We start from the raw sequence: 16673 nt of genomic DNA, 5'->3' as shown, positions 1-16673 counted from the left end.
TCCGAACTCATGATTTCACCTGCCCTTCCTCATACGCCGTTGTAACGCCTCGGGCAATGAGGTCCGCATATTGAATTTTGTATACATCCTGATAAGGACCTTCCTGTTTAATCAGATCATTGTGTTTACCACGCTGGACCACTTTACCTTCATCTAGAACCAGAATCTCATCTGCATGACGCAGTGATGATATACGGTGAGCGATAATAAAGGTTGTTCTTCCCTTCATAACCTCTTGGAAACCGGATTGAATTTCATGCTCCGTTTCCATATCCACCGCACTTGTCGCATCATCTAGTATGAGGATCTTTGGATCTTTTAAGAGTGCGCGAGCGATTGCAATCCGCTGTTTCTGTCCACCAGATAGTCCCATACCGCGTTCACCAACCACTGTGTCATAGCCTAATTCCATTTCCATAATGAAATCATGTGCCTTTGCTAGCTTCGCTGCTCGAATAATCTCATCCATGCTTACATTTTTCATTCCATAAGCAATATTATTGCGGATACTTGAAGAGAACAAGAAGGTTTCTTGGAATACAGTAGCAATCTGACTACGAAGGCTACGAACCTTAATATCTTTAATATTCATTCCATCAAGCTTGATACTTCCTGAATTCACATTATAGGCATGCATGAGAAGCTGAATAATCGTAGATTTACCTGATCCTGTGCCTCCGAGAAAACCAATAACAGATCCGGGTGGTGCATTCAGGTTAATATCTTTAACCGCAGCCATCTTGTTGCCATAAGCAAAGGTTACGCTATCAAATACCACATGACCTTTTACGGATTTCGGATCTAGCTCAATCGCATCTTGGCGATCCTCCACATCGATCGGTTGATTCAGTAGTTCTAATACACGTTCACCTGAAGCTTTGGATTGCGTGTAGTTATTGATATGGAAACCAATGCCCCACATCGGCCCAATGATGTACCACATCAAGCTGAAGAAGGCAACCAATTGACCAAGCGAAAGTTCTTTGTTAATAACCATTGTTCCCCCTACAAGCAGTAGGACAACGACACTTATATTCGCGAATAATTCCATGAGTGGGAAGAAACGTGCCCACAAGGATGATGCAAAAATCTGATTCGATTTGTAGCGTTCGTTTCGTCCGGAGAACTTCTCTACTTCGTGCGGTTCACGAGCAAAGGATTTAACCGTCCGAACCCCAGTAATATTCTCCTGTACAGCTGTTGTTAAAGAGCTTAAAGCCAGTCGCATCTCCTGAAACGCAGGATGAATCTTGGATTCAAATTTAAGCGCTGTAAATACAAGAAATGGCATACTAACCAGCGTAAGCAAAGTAAGCTTCCAACTGATCGAGAACATCATAATGGAGCCGAAGGTCACCATCAATCCGAGGTTCAAAATTTGAGCAAAACCGAAGCCTATAAACATTCGGATGGCTTCAAGGTCTCCCGTTAACCGTGACATCAAGTCACCCGTCCGTGCTGTGTCATAGTAACGGAATGATAAAAATTGCAGCTTTTCGTAGCAGGCGTTACGTAGACGATAAGCTAAAAAGTTACCCAGTCGTCCACCAAAATAGCCATGAAGAAACTGCATACACGCTTTGAGGGCTACCACCCCCACCACCATTAGTGCAAGTCCTGGCACAATACCAAAATTTCCGGGCAGGATTGCATCATCAATCAATTTTTGCAGCAGGTTCGGATACACGAGGCCAAGTGCGGTCGCGATCGCCAGACACAGTATGGAAAGAAAGAGATAGCTTCGTTTCTCCCAAAAGAAGCCCTGCAGTTGCCTGAGAACATTCATGTTTTTCCTCCTTTGGATTAATAACGTTCAGTTATGTAGCATTTATGAAGTTTATCATCGACCCGTTAAGGCGGCAAAGAGAATAAACCGTCATAAATGAGCTAATGAGACTTAAACGAGTCGTTTAGTGCAACTTTTCATACTTTCATGATTAAATAGTCAGTAATTCTCGTTAATACTGAGGATATGAAAACGGCTCCATTTTTCCATATCAGATCATTCAAAATCACTCATTTTAAAGTTATTTATTTAGCTTTTTATCAGCTATCTTCTCCGCCCCTAACGACTTGTAACAAGCAGTTTAAAACACAAATTCCTTTCGCGCGCATAACAAAAGGGAAGCCGGACTTATAATCCGGCTTCCCTTGAAAATAGAATACGAAACAACTCAAAAGAATATCTGCTAATTAATTCAGCCCAAAATCATCATGTAGACAAATTAACGTGAGTGTTTGGTCACTTGCTTTCCATTTTAGAAAGCTCTAATGCAAGTGAACGCCATATTTCGGGTGACTGTCCATCCTGTAAGGACAAAAGCATCGCATGAAGTGATTCTTCCAGTTGCTCTTGAAGCACGACAGCATGAAGATCTAACGAAAGGGCAATTTCATTGGCATAATGGGATGCCATCTGTGCTTCGCGTAGTTTCACAAGTTGTGTCACAGCTTCCTTCACCTTAGGCTCTGCTGCATCACGAAGTTTCAAGCTTCCGTTGCCTTCAAAAAAATGTTTCGGATTCTTAAAGTTAGACCAATAAGAAAGCCAATCCTCTGTAATCTTCAATTCAGTTTCTTCTAGTGACGGAGCTGACCATTCCCTAACCTGTCGAATAGAAAACTCCAGTCCTTCGGTCATCTCCCCTACGGCTTGCGCCGTCTGCTTAGCAGCCTCTTCCGTTAATCTTCGCCCCTTCTGTTCCAACCGAAGCGTGGTCGCCCAGAATTCCTGATCCAATTCGATGGACAGTGTACGCTCCAGATCCCGTCCACATGCGGCAAAAGCAGACTTTAAGCTTCCTGCATCTTCCCTGAGAACAGATGGGTGAAATGCCTCCTGAAAGAACCTTCCCATTGCATAATCAAGGCGTTGACGGACATGAAAGAGAAGCTCCCCACATTCCTGTGTGATTTCTCTTGTTAAATCCAGTGATTTCAAAGCTTCCAAATCAGTTTTTGCCTTTAATCGTACTGTCTCAAGCCTTTCAATACGCCGGCTTCTAGATTCCTCGTCCTGCTCAGCTAACTCTGCCCATGCTTCAACCCTCCGCCTTACAGAGGTTACTTCGTCTAAACCTGCCCTTAAGGATAATCCAGGTAATTCTTCAACCGCAAAACGTTCTAATGACGATTCGAATGATACAAATCCTGAGCCATCTAGTTTCTCATCATCCCCATGAACCTTACCTTTCAGAGCGGACAAGCTAGAAACCGGATAAATATGTGGATTTGCGACTCCATTTTGAATCAGATTCGTACGCACATGAGAGACAACCTCCTCTAGCTCATCCGAAGACGAAGCCAAATCAGCCGCATTTACGACAAAGAACATTTTGTCTAGCGCAAAACTATCTTTAACCCGACCCAGCTGGGACAAGAACTGTCTATCAGCTTTGGAGAAAGCATGGTTATAATACGTCACATATACAATCGCATCCGCGTTCTTAATATAATTGAAAGTCACCCCCGTATGACGGGCGTGCAGAGAATCCGCTCCCGGTGTATCTACCAACACGATCCCTTGCTCCGTAAGAGGTGAGCTATAATATAGATCAATTCCATCTACATAACAGGATTTGGTCTCATCTGCTACAAAGCCACGGTATTCTTCCATCCCTACAGACTGGATGCTACCTAGCTTCCCGTTCATTTCTTCAAATCCCGCTGCAGCTGCTTTGAGGAAGCCATAATGAGGCAATCCGGCTGGATGGACACCATCAGGTGTTAGACCATTCGCTGTCTTCCTCCAGTTCTCTTCACTCGGTTCCGCTAATCCAAGTACACTAAATGAATACTTGAGATCATCCCACCAGACTTCTTTTGTCTTCATCCGCACAGCAGCCGTTCCATGAGGAAACTCTTCGGTGGGGAGAACAATTCGGTTTACCGCAGCTGTTGTTGGATGAGGCGAAACGGGCAATACCGATTCGCCAAGCAGTGCATTGGCGAAGGAAGACTTGCCAGCACTGAACGCTCCGAACAGCGCGAGTGTGAACGTGCCTCCTGCGAGCGCATCGGCGCGAGCATTCAGATCCCGCGCGGGCGAAGCAAGCGCAGGGTGCGGCGCCAGCAGCTGAGCTGCAGCGCGAAGCTGCGCTGCCGCGGCTTCCAGCCGCTGGCGCCGGCCCCCGGCCGCGCCCTGTGGCGCGCTGCGCCGGGGCGCAGGGGCGCCGTTCCCCTGCTGCGCAGCAGGGGAACTCTTGCTGGCTGCGGCCTGTGGCATCGCAGCCGGCTCCCTCACCTCCGGCAGGAGGCCGGGGGTGAGGGAGGTAAGCGGCGGCACCAGCTGTGCCGCCGCGAGGGCGCGGTCCGCTTCCGCTTGCTGCAATGCAGCATAGCGGGCGGAAGCGGACGATTGCGCCAGCAGCTCGGCGCGCTGGCCCTCCAGCGCTTCCAGGCGGACTGCGGCATCGTCCGCCGCCAATACCCGGAGCTGATCGGCAATATCCGATACAGCTCTACGATAGCTGCCCTTGATTTCCTCGGACAGCATCTTGCAATAATTCAGCACATACTCGCCTGAAAGTACCGCATCTGCATTTACGCTATTCGTAATTTGATCTTTAGAAAGGAAAGGAAGTAATGTATCCATCGCTTCATCCCAATTCGTGCTCCAAGGTTCAAACCTTTCCACGAAAGGCTTAACTAGGCTACGTACATGCCAATCTACCTGAGCTCTCACTTGTTCTGTTAAGCGTTCATGAAAGACATCCAATCTCCGAGACTTCTCTTCCTCCGTTTTTGAAGAAGTAAACAAGAAGCCTTTCTTAAATCCACTCCGACGACTTTCCAAAAAGGACAATGCTAAATCCCGAATATCAGCAGGCATGAGATTCGCATTCGCTAGAAGTGTATCTCCTTCTCGCCGCAGCTCCCCTCTCACCTCATCCGGAAGCTCACGAAGCTTGCTATGCTCTCGCTCCAGTTCCTCCATTCTAGCCTTCAACGCAGCTACAGCTGCTTCCCCGCCCATTTCAGCCAGTAATTGATCCTTCTCTTCCTGGTGACTACGGGTAAATGCTTCAACGTGATGTTCTGCGGCATGACGAACTGAACATTCGACACTATAGTCCAAAAGCGCCTTACGGCTATCTAACAACTTACCAATGACCGATTTCAAATCTTCCCATTGATTGTAGGGATGATCCCATACCTTAAGCGAGACACACAACAGTCCGTTATAATGAACCTTCCACTGCGCAAATGCCTTCTTCACCTCTTCTAAGTATGAAGCTAATGGCAGTTCTTCATCTCGATGCTTATCAATCTGATTCACGATCAAATACAGCGGTTTGCCCCAATCGGATAAGCTTTTGGCGAATAATAGATTACTTTCGGATTGAACATGATTATAATCCATCACATAAAACACAACGTCAGCCATGTGAAGTGCAGAATGTGTCGCTTGCCGGTGCCCATCATCTGTTGAATCTACACCCGGAGTATCCATAAGTACGCCTTGCTCACCGAGGATCGGTACATCATCCCACACTTCAATAGCAGAGTACTCGCCACCTTCCTTACAATAAGCAGCAAGTTCCTCTGTACTAACGCGCATCGTCTCCCCTAGCCCACCATCTGGACGGTGGATCACCGCCTTGGCAGCGCCATTGCGGATGGTCACGACATTCGCACTTGTTGGAACTGGACCCGAAGGAAGCACCTTCTTACCGCATAAGGCATTGATCATACTCGATTTCCCAGCTGAAAAATGTCCACAAAACGCCAGCGTCAATTCTCCCGCAGCTTGCTTTCGGATTAAATCCTCCGTCAGAGCTGCAGACGACTCATCATTCCACCCTATAAATTGATCTTTAACAGCCTTTAAGAAATCAGTACTGTATCCGGTTTCATGTTCAGTTACTACTTTCAATGTCATCCCTCGCTCCTGTCCATCTTTATCTATAATAAATGTCACATATTCTCAGATCATTTTATTGTAACATCGCTGGAGCTGTAAAGAAATCACTTGTCAGCAGGTAAAATAAAAAAAACGGCCCTATTTTAGGGCCGGATCTTTTGAAACCAATAAGTATGGTTTATGAAAGAGCTGCATTTTCTGCTTCAGGAATAAGAATTTCAAAAACACTCCCGTGTTGCAGAATCGTTAAACCTCTCGATTTGTCGCGCATTACAACAACCTCAGGTTTTTGAGACATACGCTCTAAATAATGCTCTGGAGCTTCTCCCGAGTTGCTGTAAGTTACGCCTTCTAATTCTTTTTCTTCATTTTCTTCCAGTTGGCTCTCAACCACTTGTTCAAAAATGTCGGAGAACAATTCAAAGTTATCCGTGTAAACCGAGATGCATTTCATAATAATCCCATCCTCTTTCTCTTGTCTAATTCTTACTCCTTGCGGTCTGTACCTTATTCTTCCTGACCATGGACGTTTTCATACGCTTCTTGCCTTCACGACATACGTCGAGTAGTGGACATACCTGACATTGTGGATTTTGGGCTTTGCAGTGATATCTTCCAAAAAAGATAAGCCTGTGATGTGTTAAGGTCCACTCTTCTCGTGGTACTCGTTTCATCAGCTTTTTCTCCACTTCAAGCACATTGTCGTTCCATCCGGCTAAGCCAAGACGCTTCGATACACGCTCCACATGGGTGTCCACTGCAATAGCAGGTACGCCAAAAGCGTTCGATACGACCACGTTCGCGGTTTTTCGCCCGACACCAGGCAGCTTCACCAGCTCATCATGAGCTTCAGGCACCTCACCACCATACTGCTCGATTAATAATCGGCATAGATTGTGAATGTGTTTAGCCTTGTTACGGTATAGCCCAATCCGCCGAATATCCTGTTCCAACTCTTCAATCGGTACAGCGACATAATCCTGCGGTGTTTTATATTTCTGAAACAGATCTCTGGTCACTTTGTTGACTGTTTCATCCGTACACTGTGCTGACAATAGAACAGCAATTGTCAATTCAAAAGCATTTTCATGAAGTAATTCGCAGTGTGCATCCGGAAACATGTTTTCTATCGTATCAAGTATATGTCGTACCGTGGCCGAGTTCATAACAAGATCCCTCCCGCAAAAAAAAGTCTTGATGCGACAAAGCCCCGCATCAAGACGGTGTTTCTCGTGTATTTCGAAGTGATAACTATTGTTTCACGATCTCTACAACGGTTCCGTTGTTGAAATACAGTACAATATTATCATCTTCTTTAAGGGATTGCACGGACAAGTTCTGGTCTTTTTCATGAACATATACATTTGAGGCCGCTGGGAAACGATAATTCTCTGTTGTATAGGAGCGCTTTACAAACACATCTCCATTGTCATATCTCCAGAAAGAACGCGTTAACGAATCCAGAACCTTCACAATTGTTGTTCCATCGATATCCTTACGAACCTCTACTCGATCATTACCAGTCAGCGTGTTCAGATTCGTTGAAACGACTCCACCACGAATGACTTTAACCTTACCTGACGTACTCAACTTCTCATTCGCGCCATTAAATGCTTTTACTGTAAACGCACCTCCAGCAGCATCAACCTCGATCACTTGGCCGAGAGATAGTTTAACATACTGAACAGAGCTTGCAGTTGTACCCACAAAGTTTACGTTAATCAGTGTTCCTGCACGAAGATCATTAATGCGGATGGCTTGACCATTCTCATCCGTTAGAACAGCCTTATCCGTATAAAACTCACTCGTAATACCTTCGTTTTTCACCCGAACACGGTTCAGGGTGTTTTCTGTAGATACTACTTCAAACTGAACGGATGTTTTGGCTCTCAGACTGAACAAGCTATCTTGATTAGTTGATAACTGTGCAGAAACCTCGTCGCCAATTTTAATATCCGAGATGGAAGCAACCGGTTTGCTGTACAGCTCCACCTTAGGTGTGTTGTAAGGAATACTGATACTTTGTCCTTCTGCAGTCAGAATCGTAACCGTCTTGGTTGTCGTATTAATAGCTGTAACTTTACCATCATACTTATACACAACTTCAAGAGAAAGGGCACGGTTTCCAATATGTGTAATGTTTACTTTCCGGCCCGCTCCGAGAAGTCCCTCTACAGCAGACAAGGTGCTTCCAGAAGAAGAGTCTAGCTTAGTTTTGTCATCCAAAATAATGACTTTAGGTAGGCTCTTATCATCACTAACCATCAACCAACGTTTCTTAGGATCGTATGAAACGACGGTTACGCCATTCATTTGTTCCATCTGACGACCTAATACTTGAATCTTAGTAACTTTCTCTTCGCCGTTAATGGTAAGCTCAACTTGGTCTCCTGAAGTCGCATCAGCCAGTAGATCACCTAACACAGGTTGGGCAATTCCACTGATCACAAGCTCTGGCTTTTCAACCAGAAACTTTGTTTCTAATTGGTTGCTGTTTGAACGTTTATAAGTAATGGTTTTTCCATTACTTTCTACGTTATACAGCATAGCTGTAACTGTACGGTCTACACTTTGACTAATCTCAACCTTTTGAAGGACACTGTTTTTCACGGTGTAACTTACAACAGAACCTGCCTTCAATTCTGAAGGACTAAGCAATTGGTTCTGATACTGAATCAAAGTACTGTCGTCCCATTTGAAAGAATCCACCACTGTGCTCGATGCATCTTTAATCGAAATCGTTTTGTTAACAGAATCCACCGATTGCACGGTTCCTGTTGCTGTCTTGTTAACCAAACCGTTCTTTATACGAATGGCAACGATTCGCTTTTGCGGCGTAAATGTTTCCCGCTCAACCGTTACTACACTTCCAGCGGCCATTGTCTTTGGATCAATTTCATTACCATTCTGATCTAAGAACTTCGTATTCGCATCGTAAGACAACTCTTCAAATGTACTGTTAGAGTCGAACCAAATCACGTTATTCGGTGATAAACGTGCATACGTTCTTTCAAACGACTCAACCTTTTGATTCGGATCTAATATTTCAACATAAGCTGCCTTATTGTCTTTACCAATAACAGTCACCATCGTATATGGCTTAATATCGGAATTCGACAATCTCTTAGCTGAATCTTTCTCGAAATATGTAGTTGATCCATCAAGCGTAAATACACTTGGTTTACCGTCAACATAAATTTCAAGCTTTCCGCTATCTACCGAAGTAACATAGCCTTTAGATTGATTCGCATAATTTGTTTCAATATGTGCCTGTGCACGGCTTAAGAATGTCGCCATTTGAGCTCTTGTTACCGCTCCCTGTGGATCAAATCTATTACCGCTAACACCTTGGACAAGATCCAAACTAACGGCTACATTCACAAACCCTAACCGATCTGGTGAAATTTTGGCGTTATCCGCAAAGCCCGTCGCTTTATTCATAGCTGCCTTAGCATCAGACGTGCGTCCAATGGCACGTACCAATACTTCCAATACCCACTCGCGAGAGGCTTTCTTGGCTCCCCACGTTACTTTAGGGTCGGAATAGGCGGATTCTTTCTTCATGTCGAGCAGGCTTTGCTGAAGCGCCAATTTGACATAAGGAACTGCATAACTACTAACTTTCATATTTGTCGGTAATGTCGTGGCCAAGCCATTACTATCACTAGCTTGTTGATTTAAGAAGCGGATCGCCATTGTAACAGCCTCTTGTTGGCTCACTGGATCGTTAGGTCGAAATTTCCCGTTTTCTCCCATAACAATGCCCTGCGCCGCTAATTGATAAATATACTTTTCTCCCCAGAAACCTGACTTCACGTCACTGAAGAGACTAGATGTTGAAGCTGGTGCACTCACTGCTGTTTGTTCTGCTGCAGCAGCGGTAGTCGCTGCACCTGTTCCTAATACCATAAGTCCGGCCATGACGGCGGAGACCACTTTTTTGGAATGATATTGTTTATTTTGACTTGATACCATTTTGTTTCCCCTCTCCTATCTGCTGCTTCCTCAATATTCCTTTATTCGACAACAGATCGTGATCTCCTTCAAACCGTCACTACCGAGTTTCAGGATTTTGTAATTCTACATGTCCCATCAAGCTCTCAACCTGTTTCCCATCGACAAGCAGCTGAAGTGATTTTACTTCATCGAATTGAAAGAAAGTATCCTTGATTGCCTCTACAGCAAAAGATTCTCCACCTGCTCCAAAATGAGCCTCAGCTGGGATTTGAAGATCAAGTGTCAACTTTCCATCCGCAAAAGATGAAGAAAGCAACTCAACCTTTTCCCACAATGGAACTAGATCTTCTTGATCGCTAGTTTTAAGAGCTTTAAAGGCAGCTTCGTATTTCTCACTATCGTTCTTAAATGTGATTTCTACTGAACCTTTCTTCAGCCCCAACAACTCTGGGTCGGTATAATACAATGTGATGGTTTCTGTTTTTTTATCATCTTTCGGCACCTCACCCGTACCTGCACCGTTTGTCGTACCCGTCTGATTGTTACCCTCAGCCGGTTGCTGTTGATCGGGATCAACCCCAGGCGAGGGCGTGCCTGTTGTGTTTTGTCCCGTCGTATCTCCCGGAGCTGCTCCGGGCTTTTGCCCGCAGCCAGCACTAAACACCATGACTGCTGCAAGCATGCCCACGAACCATAATCTCTTGTTCATATGCCCACCTCCTGAAATCTTCTTTTCAACTTATTTAACCTTTAAATATTCTTTCAATCCTACAACAACAGATTCTGCTACACGTTGTTGAAATGCGCTGTTGAAGAGCTGAGTCTCATCATTCTTATTACTTATAAAACCAACTTCAAGCAGGACTGCCGCCATATTTGTCTCACGAATAACATGGAAGTTTCCATACTTCACACCACGGTCTTTAAACCCAGTAGCTTTAGACAGATACTTATGAATCGTATTCGCTAACGCTTTACTAGAATCTCTTTGATAATAGGTCTCCGTACCTGTAGCTGCAGAAGGTCCACTATTAGCATGGATAGAAACAAAGGCATCTGCCTTCAGATTATTCGCAATCTTCACGCGGTCCTTCAGTTCCAAGAAAGTATCATCACTTCTTGTTAGAACAACATCGATGTTCTTCTCTTTTTCAAGCAACTTCCCTACTTTTAGAGATACAGCAAGAGCAAAGTCCTTTTCTTGTCTTTTAGAAGAACTTACAGCACCCGGATCATGTGCCCCGTGCCCAGCATCGATAACAACAAGTTTCTTACCACCCGTTCCTGGTGGCGGAGCAGGTTCGGTTGTCGTCGTGTTAAGATCAACAATGAACACACCAGAACCAGTTCCTGTACCTTGAAGTGTATAGTTCTTCGCATAATTGAGGTCAATTACGATCCGTATAGTCGAAGGATCATTATTGAAAAGTGAATATCTAATCAACTTCACATCTGGATTTCCCGTAACAGACAACTGTCCATTCAAATTGGAATCAATCGTATTATTGCTGCTGAATGTATCAGAGAACTTCGCATTTTCAACATCAATCACAATCCGATGAGGGCCTGTTAACTTCATTACTTTAGGTTTAACGTTGCCCGATACAGCAACCATCAGGCGATTATCACTAAAACTTATCCCGTTGATTGTAGCAAGTCCATCACCCCCAGGGTTTGGATTACTTGTTGGCGGGGTAATAAGATATACAGCTTTCTCCTTGTTATCCCACTTAACATTCAAGCCCATCTGTTCGCTGATAAAACGGATGGGCACCATTGTGGTTCCCCCACGAAGTAATGGAGCCTTATTCATCTCCATACTCTGTCCATTGATCTTTGCATACTTACTACCGATGACCATTTCAACAGTTATCTCACTGTCATTCACCGTTACTGTCTGAGTTGCCTTACTCCACTTTACGGCGTAACCTAAGTTCTCGGAAATTACGCGAATCGGCACCATCACCGTTCCACCTATATTTTCCACTTTTACATCCGATGACAAGTTCAATTCATTTCCATCCAGATAAATCTTGGCACTGTATGAACTTGCATCCACTCCTTTAGGTAAAGCCACCATAATGACAAACAGAAATAATAAAATACCGAACTTCTTCATCATTCACCCCTACCATCCTATTGTTCTGCCATAGATTGGCGTTTCTGACCTCGGCCTGTCCGACATTACCTGACAAACTATAGACGCACCCTATTTATTAAAGTTGCGAATTTATTCCCTTTTAACCAAAAAAACTCCTATTTCAAGAAAGAAATAGGAGTTTGGTAGTATTATTAATGAAGACAATATATAGTTCAAAACAACTACTAATACGGTTTAACGGGTCATAGGATGTTCAAGTTCCACATGTCCCATAAGACTCTCAACCTTCATGCCTTCTACCAATAATTCAATAGACTTTACTTCATTAAATTGAAAAAAAGTATTTCTTAATGCTTCAATAGCATACATTTCTCCACCTGATCCCAAGTTCGCTTCATCAGGCTTGACAATATCCAAGGTCAAAGCACCCTGCTCGAACTTCACCGATGTCAGTTTAATGGAATCTCTCCATAACGGAACAAATTGATCATCTGTACTCGATTGAAGCCCCTCAAATGCTTTCTTATACTTGTCCTCTTCATCTGTATACGCAATTTTTTTCGAAGTCTTCTCTACGCCTAATAGTTCTGGATCCGTGTAGTAGAGTTCGATGGTAGCCGTTTTCGCTTCTGCTTTCGCATTATTGCTGCCCGTCTTAACTTCTTGTGTTCCTCCCGTATTCGCTGGAGTTTTCTCGGTCTCATTGTTTTCAGGAGGTGTAATTTCTTTATTCACGGTCTCTACGTCTACTACTTGCTCAGGTGTCGTCGGTGTTGGCTCGATCGGGGCAGCCTCCGGTTTCTGGCCGCATCCAGCACTTAGGACCAGGACAAGTGACAACAGACCTGTAATCAAATACTTTCTGTTCATGGATTGTCCCCCTTTGTAGTTAAATTTTTGATCTATCATTGTACATTTAGATATTCTTTAATACCACTTACAATCCCTTCTGCAACACGATTCTGAAAATCTTCACTAAACATTTGAGATTCATCGTTCTTATTGTTCAAAAATCCGACCTCTAGCAGAACCGCAGGCATTTTAGTCTCTCGAGTAACACTTAAATTTTGAGTTTTTACACCACGATCCTTAAGACCGGTTGCTTTGACCAAATGTTTATGGATGGTTTGGGCAAGCTTACTGCTTTCCGCTCTTGTATAGAGGGTTTCCGTTCCAGTAGGCGAACCGGCAGTACTATTATTTCCGTGCATGGATACGAATATATCTGCATTAAGATTATTCGCAATTTTAGAGCGATCTTTAAGACCCAGTGTAGAGTCATCACTCCGTGTCATAATAACATCGATATTCTTCTCATTTTTTAGAAGTTTCTCTACCTTTTGAGCAAGAGCAAGGTTGAATGCCTTCTCTTTCTTTCCCGTAACACTATTGGAACCAGGATCACTTCCTCCATGCCCAGCATCAAGTACAACAATTTTCTTACCGTTCGATCCTACTGGAGGTGTAGGAACCGCCTCGGGTGGATTCAGATTAATAAATACTAGACCATCATTTTCAGTAGTAACTGTATAATCCATTGCATTGTTCAGATTAATAACGACGCGAACTGTTGAAGGTGAATCACTGAACAGGGCATATCTAATCAATGATACATCGGGATAACCAGTTACAGACAATTCGCCACTATTCTTAGTGTTCAGCGTATGTTCATATCCGAAAACTTCGGAGAAAGCTGTATTTGGTAAATCTACTACTATACGTTCTGGACTGCTCAGTTTGAAAACATTAGGTTTCACATTCCCTGAGGTAGCAATCATCAAGCGATTCTCGCTAAAGCTTATTCCATCAATCGATGCGAGTGATCCAGGTGTTCCTGGCAGCGATGGATTCACTGGCTCAGTTGGAGTGCTTGGAACCTCGGTATCAGGATCATTTGGTGTTCCATTGCCATCAATCCAAGGATCCGTCATACTTCCGGAGGAAGACAGATATACAGCCTTATTCTGGTTGTCCCACTTTACGTCCATCCCCATCTGACTACTTACAAAACGAAGGGGTACCAGTGTGGTCTGACCGCTTAGCACCGGTGTGATATTCATACTTACTTGAGATCCATCAATATGCGCTGTCTTACTACCAACAACCATTTTCACTGTGGTAATACTGTTCTGAACGGTAACAGACTGGCTTGCTTTCTCCCAATCGACTTTAAATCCCAGGTTCTCGGACACAACACGAATAGGAATCATGATGTTGTTATCTACGTTCGCCACTTGCACGCCAGACGACAAATTCAGTTGTTGCCCGTCTAAGAAAATCTTAGCACTGGCTGAAGCAGCATCACCCGCCTTTGGAAACGCTAGCAAAAAAACAAGCAAAAACATTAAAAACCCTAACCTTTTCATGAATCCACCTCAATCATCCATTGTTTGCAAAAGCTTTTCAGCATACCGCTGAAGGTAATCTGGACATAAGCCGACAAGTAAATGAAGTCCGTCTCTCATAAAGCTGTATATTATACCCATAATAACAGAAAAAACTTCCATTTCCTACACCGGAAATGGAAGTTTAATAATCTTGTAACCTTTTGTAGATTCAATTGAGAGATTAAGCGAACAAACGATCTGCATGCTTCTTCTCATAAGCATCAATTTCGTCTTTATGTTGCAGCGTTAGTCCGATATCATCTAATCCTTGAAGCAAGAACTGACGACGATGTTCATCCAAATCAAATTCAATATTCAGTCCTTGACCATCGGAGATACTCTTGTTCTCTAGATCAATAGTCAACTGATAGCCTTCCTGAGCAGTTGTGCGCTGAAAGAGATCTTCTACCTGCTCTTCAGACAGCTTGATCGGCAGAATACCGTTTTTGAAGCAGTTGTTGTAGAAAATATCCGCGAATGATGGCGCGATTACTACACGGAACCCATAGTCCATGATTGCCCATGGAGCGTGTTCACGTGAAGATCCGCATCCAAAGTTAGCTCTCGAGATAAGTACAGAAGCTCCCTCATAGCGAGGTTGATTCAATGAGAAGCTATCAATCACAGCTCCCGCTTCATCAAAACGCCATTCGTAAAACAGGAACTGTCCAAACCCTGTCCGCTCAATGCGTTTAAGAAATTGCTTAGGAATAATAGCGTCTGTATCAACGTTGACCCGATCAACAGGTCCAACGATACCTGTGAATTTTGTGAATGCTTGCATAGTATTTCCCCGTCCCTTCTTAGACTACAGCTTCTTTATTTACGAAATTCCAGTCACGAACATCAACAAAACGTCCTTTTACTGCAGCAGCTGCTGCCATAGCAGGAGATACGAGGTGTGTTCTACCACCGCGACCTTGACGTCCTTCAAAGTTACGGTTGGATGTTGAAGCACAACGTTGACCCGGCTTCAATACATCTGGATTCATAGCTAGACACATACTGCAGCCAGCTTCACGCCATTCGAATCCAGCTTCGATAAAGATTTTATCCAAGCCTTCTTTCTCTGCTTGAATTTTAACCCGTCCAGATCCAGGAACAACGATCGCCGTTACATTCTCAGACACTTTGTGCCCTTGAGCTACTGCTGCCGCTGCACGAAGATCTTCAATACGGCCGTTGGTACAAGAGCCGATAAACACATAATCAATCGGAATTTCAGAAATAGGCGTTCCTGGAACTAAAGCCATATATTCAAGTGCTTTTTCAGCAGCTTTACGTTCATTTTCTGTTGTAAAATCAGCTGGGTTCGGAACGGTTGAAGAAATATCTGTTCCCATACCTGGGCTCGTTCCCCATGTAACCTGTGGAATTAATGTTTCTACATCAAACTCCAGTACAGTGTCAAACGCTGCACCCTCATCAGTCACAAGCTCTTTCCAAGCTTCAACAGCGCGGTCAAAGTAATCTCCTTGCGGCACATGCTGACGTCCACGAAGATATTCGAAAGTGGTCTCATCTGGTGCGATCATACCGGCTCTTGCTCCACCTTCGATGGACATGTTACATACCGTCATACGCTCTTCCATTGTCAACTCACGAATCGCTTCACCTGTGTACTCGATAACATAACCCGTAGCAAAGTCCGTACCATACTTTGCGATTACGCCGAGAATCATATCCTTAGCCGTTACACCCGGGTTGCGCTTGCCCACGAAACGAACTTCCATTGTCTTCGCTTTCGCTTGCTGCAAGCATTGGGTTGCCATTACGTGCTCAACCTCACTTGTACCAATACCGAATGCCAAAGCTCCAAACGCACCATGCGTAGATGTATGGCTGTCGCCACATACAATCGTTTTACCTGGATGTGTCAAACCAAGCTCAGGGCCCATGACGTGAACAACACCTTGATCAATTGTATCGAGATCGTAGAGCGTTACGCCAAAATCACGGCAGTTCTGTGTCAGTGTATCAATCTGTTGTTTCGAGATCGGATCCGTAATGTTGAAACGGTCTTTCGTTGGAACGTTGTGATCCATTGTCGCGAAAGTCAATTCAGGACGGCGTACCTTGCGGCCGCTAAGACGAAGCCCTTCAAAAGCCTGCGGAGAAGTTACTTCGTGAACCAAGTGCAGGTCGATATACAAAATACCAGGCTTACCTTCTTCCTGATGAATGACGTGGTTATCCCAAATTTTTTCGAACATCGTCTTTTTACTCATCATATTCACCCCATTAATTCATTCGATCCATGTGAAAAGAAAGATTTACCTTCCCTTTCGATTGATTGTATTATATCTTCTCCTGTCTCATTGTTCCAAGATATAAAAGCTATAAAAGCAATAGGTAACATCTATAA

11 protein-coding genes are annotated in these 16673 nt (G+C 44.1%); all 11 read right to left on the bottom strand.

All coding sequences use genetic code 11. From position 1 onward, the window contains the following. Positions 1-7 precede the first annotated feature (7 nt). Complete coding sequence (locus ACK8P5_RS10470) at positions 8-1786, bottom strand: ABC transporter ATP-binding protein (protein WP_422660876.1); 1779 nt, start codon at positions 1784-1786, stop codon at positions 8-10. Positions 1787-2242: 456 nt separating this feature from the next. Further along, positions 2243-5881 (bottom strand): dynamin family protein, encoded by a 3639-nt coding sequence (locus ACK8P5_RS10465; RefSeq protein ID WP_422660875.1) that lies wholly within the window; start codon positions 5879-5881, stop codon positions 2243-2245. Between the two features lie 160 nt (positions 5882-6041). Beyond that, positions 6042-6317, bottom strand: a complete 276-nt coding sequence (locus ACK8P5_RS10460; RefSeq protein ID WP_422660874.1) for an NAD/NADP transhydrogenase alpha subunit — start codon at positions 6315-6317, stop codon at positions 6042-6044. A gap of 25 nt (positions 6318-6342) precedes the next feature. Further along, the gene (gene nth / locus ACK8P5_RS10455; RefSeq protein ID WP_422660873.1) at positions 6343-7029 is read right to left on the bottom strand and encodes an endonuclease III; all 687 of its coding nucleotides are present in this window, start codon (positions 7027-7029) and stop codon (positions 6343-6345) included. Between the two features lie 85 nt (positions 7030-7114). Beyond that, on the bottom strand, positions 7115-9838 hold the full coding sequence (locus ACK8P5_RS10450; protein ID WP_422660872.1) for an S-layer homology domain-containing protein: 2724 nt from the start codon (positions 9836-9838) through the stop codon (positions 7115-7117). A 79-nt stretch (positions 9839-9917) separates the two neighbouring features. Beyond that, complete coding sequence (locus ACK8P5_RS10445; RefSeq protein ID WP_422660871.1) at positions 9918-10529, bottom strand: GerMN domain-containing protein; 612 nt, start codon at positions 10527-10529, stop codon at positions 9918-9920. Between the two features lie 30 nt (positions 10530-10559). Beyond that, positions 10560-11939 carry an N-acetylmuramoyl-L-alanine amidase gene (locus ACK8P5_RS10440; RefSeq protein WP_422661433.1) on the bottom strand — a complete coding sequence of 460 codons (1380 nt, stop codon included), beginning with the start codon at positions 11937-11939 and terminating at the stop codon, positions 10560-10562. 216 nt (positions 11940-12155) lie between these two features. Then, complete coding sequence (locus tag ACK8P5_RS10435) at positions 12156-12791, bottom strand: GerMN domain-containing protein (protein WP_422660870.1); 636 nt, start codon at positions 12789-12791, stop codon at positions 12156-12158. 35 nt (positions 12792-12826) lie between these two features. Further along, positions 12827-14287, bottom strand: a complete 1461-nt coding sequence (locus tag ACK8P5_RS10430; protein WP_422660869.1) for an N-acetylmuramoyl-L-alanine amidase — start codon at positions 14285-14287, stop codon at positions 12827-12829. Positions 14288-14489: 202 nt separating this feature from the next. Continuing rightward, positions 14490-15092 carry a 3-isopropylmalate dehydratase small subunit gene (leuD, locus tag ACK8P5_RS10425; protein WP_422660868.1) on the bottom strand — a complete coding sequence of 201 codons (603 nt, stop codon included), beginning with the start codon at positions 15090-15092 and terminating at the stop codon, positions 14490-14492. A gap of 19 nt (positions 15093-15111) precedes the next feature. Further along, positions 15112-16536: a 3-isopropylmalate dehydratase large subunit gene (gene leuC / locus ACK8P5_RS10420; RefSeq protein WP_422660867.1), complete on the bottom strand. Its 1425-nt coding sequence runs from the start codon at positions 16534-16536 to the stop codon at positions 15112-15114. Between the last annotated feature and the right edge of the window lie 137 nt (positions 16537-16673).

Source organism: Paenibacillus sp. EC2-1, from assembly GCF_049311625.1.
Classification (GTDB): Bacteria; Bacillota; Bacilli; order Paenibacillales; family Paenibacillaceae; genus Paenibacillus_AQ.
The sequence above is the reverse complement of the archived record's forward strand: the minus strand, read 5'-3'. Positions and strand labels throughout refer to the sequence as shown.

What these genes read in the sequence shown, in the direction of transcription:
- ACK8P5_RS10470 (WP_422660876.1), bottom strand. Translation starts at nt 1,786, where the DNA reads ATGAATGTTCTCAGGCAACTGCAGGGCTTCTTTTGGGAGAAACGAAGC.
- ACK8P5_RS10465 (WP_422660875.1), bottom strand. Translation starts at nt 5,881, where the DNA reads ATGACATTGAAAGTAGTAACTGAACATGAAACCGGATACAGTACTGAT.
- ACK8P5_RS10460 (WP_422660874.1), bottom strand. Translation starts at nt 6,317, where the DNA reads ATGAAATGCATCTCGGTTTACACGGATAACTTTGAATTGTTCTCCGAC.
- nth (WP_422660873.1), bottom strand. Translation starts at nt 7,029, where the DNA reads ATGAACTCGGCCACGGTACGACATATACTTGATACGATAGAAAACATG.
- ACK8P5_RS10450 (WP_422660872.1), bottom strand. Translation starts at nt 9,838, where the DNA reads ATGGTATCAAGTCAAAATAAACAATATCATTCCAAAAAAGTGGTCTCC.
- ACK8P5_RS10445 (WP_422660871.1), bottom strand. Translation starts at nt 10,529, where the DNA reads ATGAACAAGAGATTATGGTTCGTGGGCATGCTTGCAGCAGTCATGGTG.
- ACK8P5_RS10440 (WP_422661433.1), bottom strand. Translation starts at nt 11,939, where the DNA reads ATGAAGAAGTTCGGTATTTTATTATTTCTGTTTGTCATTATGGTGGCT.
- ACK8P5_RS10435 (WP_422660870.1), bottom strand. Translation starts at nt 12,791, where the DNA reads ATGAACAGAAAGTATTTGATTACAGGTCTGTTGTCACTTGTCCTGGTC.
- ACK8P5_RS10430 (WP_422660869.1), bottom strand. Translation starts at nt 14,287, where the DNA reads ATGAAAAGGTTAGGGTTTTTAATGTTTTTGCTTGTTTTTTTGCTAGCG.
- leuD (WP_422660868.1), bottom strand. Translation starts at nt 15,092, where the DNA reads ATGCAAGCATTCACAAAATTCACAGGTATCGTTGGACCTGTTGATCGG.
- leuC (WP_422660867.1), bottom strand. Translation starts at nt 16,536, where the DNA reads ATGAGTAAAAAGACGATGTTCGAAAAAATTTGGGATAACCACGTCATT.